General features: G+C 66.2%; 16 protein-coding genes. 13 read left to right on the forward strand and 3 right to left on the reverse strand.

Annotated elements, in window-relative coordinates:
• Positions 1 to 293: 293 nt before the first annotated feature.
• Positions 294 to 1223 carry an acetamidase/formamidase family protein gene (locus QTI66_RS36945; RefSeq protein WP_286565345.1) on the reverse strand — a complete coding sequence of 310 codons (930 nt, stop codon included), beginning with the start codon at positions 1221 to 1223 and terminating at the stop codon, positions 294 to 296.
• A 12-nt stretch (positions 1224 to 1235) separates the two neighbouring features.
• Positions 1236 to 1991, reverse strand: a complete 756-nt coding sequence (locus tag QTI66_RS36950) for an SDR family NAD(P)-dependent oxidoreductase (protein ID WP_286565346.1) — start codon at positions 1989 to 1991, stop codon at positions 1236 to 1238.
• 151 nt (positions 1992 to 2142) lie between these two features.
• Here QTI66_RS36950 and QTI66_RS36955 point away from each other — a divergent pair, with 151 nt between their 5' ends.
• The 11 genes from QTI66_RS36955 to QTI66_RS37005 all read left to right on the forward strand — a co-directional run bounded on the left by QTI66_RS36955 (position 2143) and on the right by QTI66_RS37005 (position 11521).
• Positions 2143 to 2757: an HAD family hydrolase gene (locus tag QTI66_RS36955; protein ID WP_286565347.1), complete on the forward strand. Its 615-nt coding sequence runs from the start codon at positions 2143 to 2145 to the stop codon at positions 2755 to 2757.
• Between the two features lie 84 nt (positions 2758 to 2841).
• Positions 2842 to 3726 (forward strand): alpha/beta fold hydrolase, encoded by an 885-nt coding sequence (locus tag QTI66_RS36960; protein WP_286565348.1) that lies wholly within the window; start codon positions 2842 to 2844, stop codon positions 3724 to 3726.
• Positions 3727 to 3806: 80 nt separating this feature from the next.
• On the forward strand, positions 3807 to 6137 hold the full coding sequence (locus QTI66_RS36965; protein WP_286565349.1) for a heavy metal translocating P-type ATPase: 2331 nt from the start codon (positions 3807 to 3809) through the stop codon (positions 6135 to 6137).
• Positions 6137 to 6274 (forward strand): cbb3-type cytochrome oxidase assembly protein CcoS, encoded by a 138-nt coding sequence (gene ccoS, locus QTI66_RS36970; protein ID WP_286565350.1) that lies wholly within the window; start codon positions 6137 to 6139, stop codon positions 6272 to 6274. Before QTI66_RS36965 ends, ccoS begins: the two co-directional genes overlap by 1 nt.
• A gap of 68 nt (positions 6275 to 6342) precedes the next feature.
• Entirely contained in the window at positions 6343 to 7782 is a 1440-nt protein-coding gene (ccoN, locus tag QTI66_RS36975) for a cytochrome-c oxidase, cbb3-type subunit I (protein WP_286565351.1), read from the forward strand.
• A 13-nt stretch (positions 7783 to 7795) separates the two neighbouring features.
• Positions 7796 to 8425 (forward strand): cytochrome-c oxidase, cbb3-type subunit II, encoded by a 630-nt coding sequence (gene ccoO, locus QTI66_RS36980; protein WP_286565352.1) that lies wholly within the window; start codon positions 7796 to 7798, stop codon positions 8423 to 8425.
• Between the two features lie 14 nt (positions 8426 to 8439).
• Complete coding sequence (locus QTI66_RS36985) at positions 8440 to 8577, forward strand: cbb3-type cytochrome oxidase subunit 3 (RefSeq protein WP_286565353.1); 138 nt, start codon at positions 8440 to 8442, stop codon at positions 8575 to 8577.
• Between the two features lie 10 nt (positions 8578 to 8587).
• Positions 8588 to 9517: a cytochrome-c oxidase, cbb3-type subunit III gene (gene ccoP, locus QTI66_RS36990; protein ID WP_286565354.1), complete on the forward strand. Its 930-nt coding sequence runs from the start codon at positions 8588 to 8590 to the stop codon at positions 9515 to 9517.
• 14 nt (positions 9518 to 9531) lie between these two features.
• A complete protein-coding gene (gene ccoG / locus QTI66_RS36995) occupies positions 9532 to 10956 on the forward strand; it encodes a cytochrome c oxidase accessory protein CcoG (protein ID WP_286565355.1) in 1425 nt (474 codons plus the stop codon).
• A 20-nt stretch (positions 10957 to 10976) separates the two neighbouring features.
• Positions 10977 to 11261 (forward strand): FixH family protein, encoded by a 285-nt coding sequence (locus QTI66_RS37000; protein WP_286565356.1) that lies wholly within the window; start codon positions 10977 to 10979, stop codon positions 11259 to 11261.
• Complete coding sequence (locus QTI66_RS37005; RefSeq protein ID WP_286565357.1) at positions 11258 to 11521, forward strand: hypothetical protein; 264 nt, start codon at positions 11258 to 11260, stop codon at positions 11519 to 11521. The genes QTI66_RS37000 and QTI66_RS37005 overlap by 4 nt, the downstream gene beginning before the upstream one ends.
• Here QTI66_RS37005 and fnr read toward each other — a convergent pair.
• Entirely contained in the window at positions 11502 to 12221 is a 720-nt protein-coding gene (gene fnr / locus QTI66_RS37010) for a fumarate/nitrate reduction transcriptional regulator Fnr (protein WP_286565358.1), read from the reverse strand. The genes QTI66_RS37005 and fnr overlap by 20 nt on opposite strands.
• Before the next feature lie 141 nt (positions 12222 to 12362).
• Here fnr and hemN point away from each other — a divergent pair, with 141 nt between their 5' ends.
• Positions 12363 to 13766, forward strand: a complete 1404-nt coding sequence (hemN, locus tag QTI66_RS37015; protein ID WP_286565359.1) for an oxygen-independent coproporphyrinogen III oxidase — start codon at positions 12363 to 12365, stop codon at positions 13764 to 13766.
• A complete protein-coding gene (locus QTI66_RS37020; protein ID WP_286565360.1) occupies positions 13766 to 14476 on the forward strand; it encodes a sulfite exporter TauE/SafE family protein in 711 nt (236 codons plus the stop codon). The genes hemN and QTI66_RS37020 overlap by 1 nt, the downstream gene beginning before the upstream one ends.
• Positions 14477 to 14485: the final 9 nt, after the last annotated feature.

The following is a 14485-nucleotide window of genomic DNA, read 5'->3' on the forward strand; positions in this document are numbered from 1 at the left end:
GTTCGATCGCATCGCCAATGAGATGAACGGTCGACCAAGACAGACACTTGGCTTTGCCAACCCCGCTGAGGTACTCTGGCAGACCGTTGCATCGACGGGTTGAGCCCGCCGCGCCTTCACGATGCAGCGGGGTGCGCGCAGGTTGCGCAGCGCGTAGCGGGATTGGGCAGGGGGCTGAAAGAATGCGTGGGTCATGTCGGATGGCAGGCAAGCAAGATCACGGCCTGCCGGGTTTGCTCCCTCGCGCCCAAACACTCTCCCGCAAGCGGGAGAGGGGAGCAAGGGCAAGACCGCTATTCCAGCACGATCCGCGGGAAGTAGAAGGACACCACCCAGTTCGGTACGTCCACGATGGAGCTGATGCGCAAGTCCGCGCACACGCTGCACAGCATGTAGGCGTCAATGGGCTCGTAGCCGTAGCGCTTGCTCAGCAGCTCGACCATCTCGGACACCGCCATGCGCGCACCAGCCATCAGGTCGGGGCCGATGCCGGTCGTCACCTCGTAGCCCTTCTTGTCGAAGTGATCGGTGACGGGGCCGCGCGTCACGTAGCGCGGCATGCGCAGGTTGGCGCCCTTGATCAGTTCGAACTTGAGCGCCACGTCGATCGGGCTTTCGATGGCCGTGCCACAGACCTCGCCGTCGCCTTGGGCCGCGTGCGTGTCGCCCACGGAGAAGATCGCGCCTTCCACCTCGATGGGCAAGTAAAGCTCGCAGCCTTCGGCGATGTCGCGCGCGTCCATGTTGCCGCCGACGTTGCGCGGCGGAATGATGCTGTGCAGCCCCGGCTCTTTGGGCGCCACGCCGATGGTGCCGGTGAAGGGGCGCAAGGGCACGCGTCCGCCCGGTCCGTACATCGCCGGCGTCAGGCCGGGGTCGTAGTTCCAGTGATGCAGTCGCGCGTTCGGGAACTGGTCGGTGAGCAGGCCGAAGCCGGGAATGTTGCCGGTCCAGCCCCAGCCCGAAGGCTTCAGCGACAGCACGGTGACCTTCAGCGCATCGCCCGGCTGCGCGCCGTCGATGTAGACGGGGCCGGTGACCGGGTTCACGCGGCCGAGGTCGAGCTTTTCGAGATCGGCGGCGGTCGATTCCTTGTTCAACTGGCCCGACGATGCGTCCAGCGTCTCGAACTCGATGCTCTCGCCCGGCGCGATTTTCAGGGCCGGCGCAAAGGCGTTGTTCCAGCCGTGATGGACGTGGTCCTTGTGGATGGTGTGGCCCATGGCATCGGCCTCCTACACCGCCACGGTGAGCGCACCGTCGATCACGAGATTGGTGCCGGAGATGCGGCTGGCGGCCGGGCTTGAAATGAAGACCACGCCTTTGGCCACTTCTTCGGCTGTTCCAAACCTGCCGGAGGGATTGACCTGCAGCGTCGAGGCAAAGAGGTCGGGCAGGTTTTTCTCGGCCGTCTGCCAGAAGCCACCGTCGAAGTAGGTGTTGCCCGGCGATACACAGTTCGCGCGAATGCCCTTGCCTGCCAGTTGGCGGCTGAGCCCCTTTGCGTAGTGAATCAGCGCCGCCTTGGTTGCGCCATAGGAGCCCGCTGCAAAGTCCACTTCGAACCCGGAGACGCTGGAGATCAGCACGATTGATGGGCTCTCCGACTTCTCAAGGAATGGCATCGCAGCGGCCACGGCATTCACCGTGTGCATCATGTCCGTGCGAAAGGTTTTTTCCCACGAGTCCGCGTTGTCGCCCACGGCCAGCGCGCTCACGTTGCACACCAGCGCATCGATGCCGCCCAACTCGCCGGCGGTCGATGCGATCCATGCACTCAAGGCCGGCCCGTCCGCGACATCGAGCGCCTGTCCGAAGGCGTTGACGCCCTTGGCCTTGAGTGACGCAACAGTTGCCGCTACCTCATCGGCCTTGCGCGCACACAGCGAAGTGTGCGCACCCTCATCCGCGAAGCACTCGGCGATCGCCCGGCCGATGCCCCGGCTGCCACCGGTGATGACGGCGCGCTTGCCCTTGAGTCCGAGATCCATGTGAGCTCTCCTTTTGGGGAAAGGGAATTCTGAGGGCGCTCCGCGCAGATGTAAACGCCGTTGCGCGGAGCAAGTGCAGTGGCAGCGCTCTGCGCGTATCGTCGCGAGCGGCGTGATCCTTGCTTGACCGACGCGTCCATTCCATTGACCCATGCGTACCCGCCCTCACCTGGTTCTGTTCGACATCGACGGCGTGCTCTGCCACTACGACCGCGCGGCGTTCGCGGGGACGTTGGGCGCGCTGACGGGCCGCACGGCCGAATTCGTGCGCGAGGCGGTCTGGACTTCGGGCCTGGAGACGCGGTCCGACCGCGGTGAAGTCGATCCGGACGCTTATTTGCGGGAGATGTCCCAGCGCCTGGGCCATCCGGTGTCGCGCGTCGATTGGGTAGCCGCTCGTCGCCTGGCCATGACACCCGACGCACGCGTGCTCGCACTGGCCGCGCAGGTGAAGCAGCGTTGCCCGCTCGCCGGCCTCACCAATAACTCGCCCATGCTCGCGGAAGACATCGAAGGCCTGTGTCCCGACATCGCGCAGGACTTCAAGAACGTGATCGTCACCTCGGCGATGGTCGGCGCCACCAAACCGCAGGCCGAGGCGTACCTGCGCACCATCGAGCGATTCGGCGTGCGACCTGCGAGTGTTCTTTTCATCGACGACGTCATGGCGAACGTCGAAGGCGCGCTCAGCGCCGGGCTGCAGGCCTTTCTTTTCGTCAATGCCGATCAGCTGGCGCAAGAACTCGGCGAGTACGGCTTGCTGTGATGCCATCCTGGCTGGCGCAGCGACGGGTGCATCACTGCGTCCAACCCGCTAGCATGGCGATCCCTTTTGCCCATGGAGCACCGCATGCCGAGCACCGAGACGCACTTCGAGTTGACTGCCGGAGACGGCCACGCGATCGAGGCCCACCGCTGGCAAGACAACGCTGCCGCGCCCACCGCCATCATTCAACTCGCGCACGGCATGGGCGAGCATTCGCTGCGCTACCGTCCGCTGGCCGATGCGCTCACGCAGGCGGGCTACGTCGTCTACGCGAACGAGCATCGCGGGCATGGCAAGGTGGCGCAGGCACTCGGCGAACTGGGCGAGTTCGGCCCGCGCGGCTTTTCGGGACTGGTGGACGACATGGCGCTGCTCAGCCGACATGCACAGGCGGCACATCCGGGGCTGCCGCTCATCCTCATCGGCCACAGCATGGGCTCCTTCGCCACGCAGTACTACCTGGTCAAGCACAGCAAACTGCTGGCCGGCGCCGTGCTCTCTGGCACCACGGCGCTCGACTTGCTGGGTGCGGCCCTGCAGTCCGGCTTCAAGCTGGAAGACATGAACGCCGCCTTGCCCGACGTGCGCACGCCGTTCGATTGGCTCAGCCGCGACGCGGCGCAAGTGGACCTCTACATCGCCGATCCGCTGTGCGGCTTCACGGTCACGGCCGAGGGCATGGGCACCATGTTCGCGGGCCTTGCCGACCTCGTGCCCGCCGCCATGCAGCCGCGCATCCGTCCCGAACTGCCGGTCTATCTCTTCACCGGCGACCAGGACCCGGTGAGCAACAAGGCCGAATGGTTCTATCCGCTGGTGCGCCGCTATCGCGAAGCCGGCCTGCGCGACGTGTCATGCCACGTGTTCGGCGGCGCGCGCCACGAAACCCTGAACGAGATCAACCGCGAGGAAGTGGTGGCGGTGCTGCTGGCGTGGATCGGGCGTGTCGTGGCAGGTGCGCGCCACTGAAGAAAAAGCCGCTCGTGCACCGCACCGGGGGTTGATGCAGATCAAGCCTGCGGCACGGCGAGGCGCTTAGCCTCGTCTTCATGCATGCTGCGACCCACTTCGATCCGGTCGACCGAACGCAGGGCCCACCCGTTGCCAGCGCGGCCCGGCAGAACGGGTCCTTGCTGGACGATCCGAACGAGTGGTCGGCCTTCAGCCGCCCGCTCGACGGCGATCCCTCAACTGGCCTCTGGGAGTCGCAGGTACTGGTCGAGGGCATCCATTGCGCCGCGTGCGCATTCACCATCGAAGCCGCCCTGGCGCAGGCGCCCGGTGTAGAGAAGGCAGAGGTCAATGCCGCGACCCGGCGGGCGCGGGTCGTCTGGTCTTCCGCGCGCATCAAGCCTTCCGTCTGGTTCGAGGCTTGCGCGAATGCGGGCTATCGGCTCGTGCCGGCGGGCGACACCTTCATGCGGGCGCGGCGCGAGCGCGAGGCGCGGCTGGCGCTGTGGCGCTGGCTCGTTGCCGGACTTTGCATGATGCAGGTCATGATGTACGCGTACCCCGCCTACGTCGCGCTGCCCGGCGACATGTCGGCCGATGCCGCGCAACTGTTGCGATGGGCGAGCTGGGTGCTCACGCTGCCGGTGATCCTGTTTTCGTGCGGCCCCTTCTTTCGCAGTGCGCTGCGCGACCTGCGAATGCGCGTCGTCGGCATGGACCTGCCGGTGGCGCTGGGAATCGCAATCACCTTCGTCGTGAGCACCGCCGCCACCTTCGATCCGCAGGGACCGTTGGGCGAGGAGGTGTATTTCGACTCGCTCACCATGTTCGTCTTCTTCCTGCTCACCGGTCGCTGGCTGGAGTCGCGGCTGCGCGACCGCACCGCGGGCGCGCTGGAGGCCTTGATGAACCACCTGCCCGAAAGCTGCGAGCGGCGCATGCCGGGCGGCGGCTTCGAGCGCGTGGCCGTGCGCCGCCTGGTGCGCGGCGACGTCGTGCGTGTGCTGCCGGGTGAAAGCTTTCCGGGCGATGGCATCGTGCTCTCGGGCGACACGTCGGCCGACGAAGCCTTGCTGACGGGCGAGTCGCGGCCGGTCGCGCGCGGCTGCGGTGCGCAGGTGCTGGCGGGCAGCCACAACCTGAGCGCGGCCGTGGAAGTGCTCATCAAGTCGACCGGGCAGGACACGCGCTACGCCAGGATCGTCGAACTCATGGAAAGCGCATCGCTGAGCAGGCCGCGCCTGGCGCGCCTGGCCGATCGCGTGGCGCGGCCTTTCCTGCTGGCCGTGCTCGCCACCGCGGCGCTCAGTGCGGCGCTCCTGTGGCCGATCGATCACGGCAAGGCGCTGATGGTCGCGGTCTCGGTGCTGATCGTGACCTGCCCGTGTGCGCTCTCGCTGGCCACGCCCGCGGCCACGCTGGCCAGTGCCGGCTGGCTGGCCCGGCACGGCGTGGTAGTGCGCAAGCTCCAGGCCTTCGAATCGCTCGCCGGCATCGACACCGTGATCTTCGACAAGACGGGAACGCTGACGCGCGCCACGCCCCGCCTTGATCGCATCTATTGCCGCCAGGGCATGCGACCGCGGGATGCGCTGGAGCGGGCCGCTGCGATGGCTGCCCAGTCGCTGCACCCGGCTGCACGGTCGCTCAGCCAGGCGTGGAGCGCCGCGTTTTCCTCGCCGCCCGCATGGGTGGTGATGCAGCTTGCGGAGTTCGGCGGGCAGGGACTGGAGGCACGCCTCGCACTCCGCACCCATCAGGATGGCCATCCACTGCCCATGCGGCTCGGTTCCGCGGCGCATTGCGGCGTGCCTGCGCTGGAGGTCGACGCCACGCAGGTGCACCTGAGCGACGACGCTGGATGGGTCGCCAGTTTCGTGCTCGTCGAGGAACTGCGCGCCGATGCCGCCGCTGCCGTCGCTGCGCTGGTGGCGCAAGGCCTGGCGGTTCATCTGCTGTCGGGAGACCAGGCGGCTTCGGCGCGCACGGTCGCACAGCAAGCCGGAATCCGGCAAGTGAAGGGCGACTGCACGCCCGAAGAAAAACTGCTGATCCTGTCCGCGTTGCAGCGGCAGGGCCACCGCGTTGCGATGGTGGGCGACGGCCTGAACGATGGCCCCGCGCTGGCCCGCGCCGACGCATCCTTTGCCTTTGGAGAAGCCGTGCCGCTCACGCAGGCGCATTCGGATTTCATCGTGACGGGCGCATCGCTCGACACCATTCCATCCGCCATCCACCAGGCCCGGTGCACCTTGCGCGTGGTTAGACAGAACCTGTGGTGGGCCGCCAGCTACAACGCCCTTTGCATTCCACTGGCGATCGCCGGCTGGGTGCCGGCCTGGCTCGCCGGCATCGGCATGGCGGCCAGCTCGCTGGCCGTGGTGCTGAACGCGGCGCGGCTGACAGGCCAGCGCAAGGCCGCAAGCTGATGGACATCCTCTTCCTGCTCATTCCGGTGTCGGTGGTGCTGGTGCTGTTCATCCTGGCGAGCCTGTGGTGGGCGGTCGAGCGTGGCCAATTCGACGACGTCGATCGCGAAGGCGAACGCATCCTGCACAACGATTGATCTGCATCAAAAAGCCGCGGCCGATGCACGCGGACACTGCCCCCAATCAACAAGAAAGAGGGCTCACGATGCAGGCACCCCAGGCTCCCGCCGCGATCTACAGCGACACCGTCGTGCGGCAATTCGCTCTCATGTCGGTGGTGTGGGGTGTCGTTGGCATGCTGGTCGGCGTCGTCATCGCGGCGCAGCTCACCTGGCCCGAACTCAACCTGGGCATTCCATGGCTGAGCTACGGGCGCCTCCGGCCGCTGCACACCAATGCGGTGATCTTCGCCTTTGGCGGCTGTGCGCTGATGGCGACCAGCTTTCATGTCGTGCAGCGCACATGCCAGGTGCGGCTCTTCGCGCCGAAGCTGGCTTCGTTCGTGTTCTGGGGCTGGCAGGCCGTGATCGTGGCGGCGGCCATCAGCCTGCCGATGGGCTTCACGCGCAGCAAGGAATACGCCGAACTCGAATGGCCCATCACCATCCTCATCGCGGTGGTGTGGGTGGCCTACGCCATCGTGTTCTTCGGCACCATCGGCAAGCGCAAGGTGCGGCACATCTACGTGGCCAACTGGTTCTATGGCGCTTTCATCATCGCGGTGGCGCTGCTGCACATCGTCAATGGCATGTCGATGCCGGCAGGCTGGATGAAGAGCTACTCGATGTACGCCGGCGTGCAGGACGCCATGGTGCAGTGGTGGTACGGCCACAACGCGGTGGGCTTCTTCCTCACGGCCGGCTTCCTGGGAATGATGTACTACTACATCCCCAAGCAGGCCGAGCGGCCGGTGTACTCGTATCGCCTGTCGATCGTGCACTTCTGGGCGCTCATCTTCACCTACATGTGGGCGGGTCCGCACCACCTGCACTACACCGCCTTGCCCGACTGGACGCAATCGCTGGGCATGGTGTTCTCGCTGATCCTGCTGGCGCCGAGCTGGGGCGGGATGATCAACGGCGTGATGACGCTCTCAGGCGCCTGGTACAAGCTGCGCACCGACCCGATCCTGCGCTTTCTCATCGTGGCGCTCTCGTTCTACGGCATCGCCACCTTCGAGGGGCCGATGATGTCGATCAAGACCATCAACGCCCTGAGCCACTACACCGACTGGGGCATCGCCCACGTGCATGGCGGCGCACTCGGCTGGGTCGGCTTCATCTCGATGGGCGCGCTCTACTACCTGATCCCGCGCATGTACGGCCGCACGACGATGTACAGCGTGCCCGCCATCGAGCTGCATTTCTGGACGGCCACCATCGGCGTGGTGCTCTACATCGCCGCGATGTGGATCGCAGGCGTAATGCAGGGGCTGATGTGGCGCGGCATCAACCCGGACGGCACGCTCACCTACACCTTCGTCGAAAGCGTGAAGGCGACCTATCCCTTCTACGTGGTGCGCCTGCTCGGCGGCCTGCTGTACCTGGGCGGCATGCTGGTCATGGCGTGGAACGTCTGGATGACGGTGATCACCGGAACCTCCGCCCGCGCGCAGATCCCGCACGTTGCCGCAGCCCACGCCTGAAAAGAACAAAGCCATGTCTTCCAGCAACACACCATCGACCGGCTTCACCCATGAAAAGGTGGAGACCAACAACCTTTTGATGATCGTGCTGATTCTCCTGGTCGTCGCCATCGGCGGCGCCGTGGAGATCGTGCCGCTGTTCTTCCAGAAGTCCACCACCGAGCCGATCAAGGGCCTCAAGCCCTACAGCGCATTGCAGCTGGCGGGCCGCGACGTCTACCAGCGCGAAGGCTGCTACACCTGCCATTCGCAGATGATCCGGCCCTTCCGCTCGGAGACCCTGCGCTATGGCCACTACTCGGTGGCGGGCGAGTTCGTCTACGACCACCCCTTCCAGTGGGGCAGCAAGCGCACCGGCCCGGACCTGCACCGCGTGGGCGGCAAGTACAGCGACGAGTGGCACCGCATCCACCTGAACAACCCGCGCGACCTGGTGCCGGAGTCGAACATGCCGGCCTATCCCTGGCTTGAGAAGACACCCGTCGACGCCGCCTCGCTGCCGGCCCACATGCGCGCGCTGCGCCGCGTCGGCGTGCCCTACACGGACGAAGAGATCGCCGCCGCGTCGAAGGAAGTGGAGGGCAGGAGCGAGATGGAAGCAACGGTTGCCTACCTGCAGTCGCTGGGCCTGGCGCTCAAGTAAGGGAGCCGAAGCAAATGGACCTCACCACACTTCGCGTCGCCGCCACGGTGGCCTGCTTCCTGGTCTTCATGGGCATCCTGGTCTGGACCTTCTCGCGCCGCAACACGCGCAGGTTCGAGGAAGCCGCCCAGCTGCCTTTCGAGCAGGACTGAAAGGCACGCCATGAACGACTTCATCAACAGCTTCTGGGCCAATTACGTGGCGGTGATTTCCGTCGCGAGCATCCTTGCCTGCATCCTGCTGCTGTGGCTCACGGCACGCAAGCGTGTGGCGGCGAGCGCCGACAAAACCACGGGTCACGTATGGGACGAAGACCTGCGCGAAGCGAACAATCCGCTGCCGATGTGGTGGGTGGGGCTGTTCGTCATCACCATCATCTTCGGCTTTGCGTACCTGGCCTTCTTTCCCGGACTGGGCAGCTTCAACGGCAAGCTGGGATGGAGCGCGCAGGGCCAGTACCAGTCCGAGGTCGCGCAGGCCGACAAGGATCTTGCGCCGATCTACGCGGCCTACACGTCCATGCCGGTGGAAGGCATCGCTGCCGACCCCAAGGCAATGGCGATTGGCGAACGCATCTTCATGAATAACTGCGCGCAGTGCCACGGTTCGGATGCGCGCGGCAGCAAGGGCTTTCCGAACCTGACCGACACCGACTGGCTGCATGGCGGCACGCCGGACAAGATCGTGGAGACCATCAACAAGGGACGCACCGGCGTCATGCCACCGATGGGCGCGGCCATCGGCACGGCCGATGAGGTGAGGAACCTGGCCCAGTACGTCCTCAGCCTGTCGGGCAGTTCCACCGACTCGGTTGCCGCCGGCCTGGGCAAGTCGAAGTTCACGGCCTGCGCAGCCTGCCACGGCATCGGCGGCATCGGCAACCAGGCGATCGGCGCGCCCGCACTGAACGACCGCACCTGGCTGCACGGCTATGGCCAGGAAGCGATCACCTCGATCATCAACAGCGGCAAGCACAACGTGATGCCTGCACAGGAAGGGCGGCTGACGCCGGAGCAGATCAAGGTGGTCGCGTCCTATGTGTGGGGCTTGTCGAACAAGCCTGGCGCAGCGGCACCCAAGACCTCGCCCTGAGCGCGCGACCTGGCATGTCCGGCTCCGCTCGGCCCCGCAAAGTCGTCCCCATCGCGGTGGAGGCGCAGGACGGCCGCCTGTACGAGGCGACGAAGAAGATCTACCCGCGCAGCGTGCGCGGCAACTTCGCCCGCTGGCGCTGGGCGATGGTGTTTGCGACGCAACTGTTCTTCTATGCCACGCCGTGGTTCCAGTGGGGCGAGCGGCAGGCGCTGCTGTTCGACTTGTCGGCGCGGCGCTTCTACATCTTCAGGCTCGTGCTGTATCCGCAGGACCTGATCTACCTGTCGGGCCTGCTGGTGCTGTCCGCGCTGGCGCTCTTCCTGTTCACGGCCGTGGCGGGGAGGCTGTGGTGCGGCTACACCTGTCCGCAGACGGTCTACACCGAGATCTTCATGTGGGTGGAACAGAAGATCGAAGGCACCCGCGTGGCGCGCATCCGCTTGGACGGCGAGCCCTTCTCGATGGAAAAGCTGGTCAAGAAATGGTTCAAGCACGTCGTGTGGCTGGGCATCGCGCTGTGGACGGGCTTTACTTTCGTGGGCTACTTCACGCCGATCCGCGAACTGGGCATGGCGTTTTTGCAGACGCGCATGGGCTCGTGGGAAGTGTTCTGGGTCATCTTCTACGGCTTCGCGACCTACGGCAACGCGGGCTTCATGCGCGAGCAGGTGTGCAAGTACATGTGTCCCTATGCACGCTTCCAGAGCGCGATGTTCGACCGCGACACGCTCATCGTGAGCTACGACATCGGTCGGGGCGAGCCGCGTGGAGTGCACGCCAAGGGACAGGACCATCGGGCGATGGGCCTGGGCGACTGCATCGATTGTTCGTTGTGCGTGCAGGTCTGCCCCACGGGCATCGACATCCGCGATGGGCTGCAATACGAGTGCATCGGCTGCGGCCTGTGCGTCGACGCCTGCACCACCGTGATGGACCGCATGGCGCAGCCGCGCGGGCTCATCCGCTATGCCACGGAGAACAGCATGGCCGGCGGCTGGACCGGCAAGCAGATGCTGCGCCGCGTCCTGCGGCCGCGCGTGCTGGTCTACAGCGCCGTGCTGCTCGCGCTGGGCATCGCGCTGCTGGCCAGCCTGGTCGTGCGCGTGCCGCTCAAGGTCGACGTGGTGCGCGACCGCGGCTCGCTGGCGCGCATCGCCGAAGGAGGGCAGCTGGAAAACGTCTACCGCCTGCAGATCATGAACGCCACCGAGAAGCCGCAAAGCTACCGTCTTTCGGTCAGCGGGCTGGAAGGGTTGCAGGTCGCGCCCGCCGATGGCATCGAGGTGCCTTCCGCGCAATCGCGTTGGGTGGCGGTGCGGCTGCAGATGCCGGCCGACAAGGCGCCGCCGGGCTCGCATCCGGTCTACGTCGACGTGATCTCGGCCGACGGAAGCGCCCGCGTTTCCGAGAAGGCCGTCTTCCTGGTGCCCAGATGATGATTCGCAGAGGACAAGACATGACGAAGCAGCCCGACAACGCGCCGTGGTGGAAGTTTCCGCTCGTGTGGCTGGTGATCGGCTTGCCCGCGGTCGTGGTGGTCGCCGGCCTGGCCACGGCCTGGCTGGCAGTGAACACCACCGACTCGGTGGTGGATGCGGACTACTACCGCAAGGGCGTGGAGATCAATCGAAGCCTGGACGCCAAGGCGCTGATTCCCGCCATGGCCGGGCGCAACCATGCGATGACGCCGGGCAAGGACTTGCCGGCGCCTGCGACCGCGCCTGCGAAGGCTGCGCCATGATCAGCATTCGCCAATGGATCTCGATACTGTGGCCCGCCTTCCTGCTGGCATGCCTGATGGAATCGCTGGTGTTCGCCTTCGTCGATCCCACCGAGCTTCGGTGGGGAAGCGAAGGGCTCGGCTACACGCGGCAGGCGATCTACTCCACGAGCTTCTTCGTCTTCTGGCTGGTGGGATGCGCCACGAGCGCACTCACGCTGGCCATCGCCACGAAGCCGCCCGCCGACGCGCCTGCTGGCATCAGCACCCAGGCGGATTGACGATGCGTTCCAGCGCGTCCGCGTCCAGGATGCGCAAGTGCCGCTGTTGCACGTCGAGGATGCCGTCCTCCATGAACTTCGACAGCATGCGGCTGATGGTCTCGAGCTTGAGCCCGAGGTAGCTGCCGATTTCCTCGCGCGTCATGCGCAACAGCACTTCCGAGCGCGAGAAGCCGCGCGCATGCAGGCGTTGCACCAGGTTCAGCAGGAAGGCGGCCAGGCGCTCCTCGGCGCGCATGCTGCCCAGCAGCAGCATCACGCCATGCTCGCGCACGATCTCGCGGCTCATGATCTGGTGTACGTGGCGCTGCAGCGCCGGCACTTCGCGCGACACCTCCTCGATCCGGCCGAAGGGAATCACGCAGACCTCGGCATCTTCCAGGGCGATCGCGTCGCAGGTGTGATGCTCGTGGACGATGCCGTCCATGCCCATGATCTCGCCGGCCATGTTGAAGCCGGTCACCTGGTCGCGGCCGTCGTCGCTCGCCACGCAAGTCTTGAAGAAGCCGCTGCGGATCGCATACAGCGCGGTGAAGCGTTCGCCGTTGCGAAACAGCGGCTCGCGCCGCCGCACACGCCGGCGGTTCGAAACGAGGCCGTCGATGCGCTTGAGTTCATCGGGTTGCAGGCCGACCGGCATGCAGAGTTCCCGAAGGTTGCAGCTGGAGCAGGCGACCTTGACGTTGTCAGTGGTGGTCATACGTGGCTTGAATGGATGCATCCGATTCTGGTCGGCAGAAGGTGAAGCGGGTTTGATGCAGGTCAAGGCACGGCGCGCGCATTGACGGACCATTGACCACTTCCTTCCGAGTGCGAGCCAGTCCCGATGTCGATCATCTGCATGCCAGCCCAAGCCCCCGCTCGCCACGCGCTGCCGTCGCACAAGCTGCTGGAGCGCTTCGACATCGCCGGCCCGCGCTACACCTCGTACCCGACGGCAGACCGTTTCGTGGAAGCCTTCGACGCAGGCGACTATGCACAGGCCCTGCGGCAGCGGCGCAGCGCCGGCGCGCATGCGGTGCCCTTGTCGCTCTACGTGCACGTTCCCTTCTGCGCCTCGCTTTGCTACTTCTGCGCGTGCAACAAGATCGTCACGCGCCACCAGGGCAGGGCGGACGTCTACATCGACCACCTGGCGCGTGAAGTGCAGCTGCAGACCGCGCAGCTCGGCGCCGGTGCGCCCATCCGCCAGTTGCATCTGGGCGGCGGCTCTCCCACCTTTCTCGACGATGCGCAACTGGGACGCTTGATGGCCGTGCTCAGCGACTCGTTTGCGTTCGCACGCGACGCGGAGCGGTCGATCGAGGTCGATCCCCGCACGGTCGATGCGCAACGCCTCGCGAACCTCGCGGCGCTCGGCTTCAACCGCCTGAGCTTCGGCGTGCAGGACTTCGACCCCGACGTGCAGAAAGCCGTCCATCGCGTGCAGCCTGCCAGCCAGGTGTTCGACTTGATGGCGGCCGCGCGGGCGCTGGCCTTCGATTCCGTCAACGTCGACCTGATCTACGGCCTGCCGCTGCAGACGGCCGAGACCTTCGAGCAGACGCTGGAACAGGTCTGCGCACTGCGGCCCGACCGGATTGCGCTCTATTCCTACGCGCACCTGCCCGAGCGCTTCAAGGCGCAGCGGCGCATCCAGGTCGGGCAGTTGCCGCCGGCTGCGGACAAGCTCCAGATGCTGTCGCGCGCCATCGAGGTGTTGTGCGCCGCGGGCTATGTCTACATCGGAATGGACCACTTCGCCCTGCCCGAAGACGCACTGGCCGTGGCCAGGCGGCAAGGCCGGCTGCACCGCAATTTCCAGGGCTACAGCACGCAACCCGATGGCGACCTGGTGGCGCTGGGCGTGTCGGCCATCGGCCACATCGGCGCCACCTACAGCCAGAACACGAAGTCGCTGGAGGAGTACTACGACTTCCTCGGCCAAGGGCGCCTGCCGGTCGTGCGCGGCCTGGCCCTCACGCGCGAAGACGTACTGCGCCGTTCCGTGATCATGGCCATCATGTGCCAGGGGCACCTCGACTTCGAGGCGATGGGGCAGGCGCACCTGGTCGACTTCCGCGATCACTTTGCGACCGAGTTCGCGGCGCTGGGGCCGCTGATGGCCCAGGGCCTGGTGAAGCTGAGCGACCACGACCTCGAAGTCACCCCCATGGGCTGGTTCTTCGTGCGCGCGATTGCCATGGTCTTCGACCGCTACCTGCAGGCCGACCGCAACCGCGCGCGCTTCTCGCGCGTCGTGTGATGCAGCTTGCCCTGGCCGGCGCAGCGCTCGCGATGGGATTGGCGGGCGGGCCGCATTGTGTGGCGATGTGCGGTGCGGCTTCGGCGGGTGTGATCCGGCTGGTGCGGGCGCCGGTGAGTGCGAATGCCGGCGCCACGGCGTTGTCGCGGGGGCTTTCTGCGACGCTGGCCTTTCATGTTGGTCGGGTTGCAAGCTATGCGGTGGCCGGTGCCGCGGTCGCCATGGCCGCGCAGTCGCTTGCCTTCGCGAGCGTTCACGTTGCGGCAGTGAGGCCGTTGTGGGTCATGTTTCATGCGGCGCTGCTTGCGTGGGGCGTTGCACTGATGGTGCTGGGGCGGCAGCCAGCGTGGGCGCACGACCTGGGACGCGAGTTGGCCGGTCGCGTTCGACGCCACACGCGCTCGGGCTTCGGCGTGCTTGCTACGGGTGCGCTGTGGGTGTTGATGCCCTGCGGCTTGCTCTATTCGGCCCTGGCGTTGGCCAGCCTGGGCAACGGGCCGTTCGAAGGCGCGATTGCGATGGTCCTCTTTGCGCTGGGCAGCGGTTTGACGCTGGTGACCGCACCCTGGCTGTGGCAACGGCTTCGGGCCCGCATGGCACGGTCAGCGGACGGGTGGGGCGCACGGATGGCTGGCGTGCTGCTTGCGGCGCTGGCGGCGCAGGCCTTGTGGATGGACCTGGGTCAGGAGATTCTGGATCTTTGCCGTTGAGTGGCCAGA

It is taken from the genome of Variovorax brevis, assembly GCF_030317105.1.
GTDB lineage: Bacteria > Pseudomonadota > Gammaproteobacteria > Burkholderiales > Burkholderiaceae_C > Variovorax > Variovorax brevis.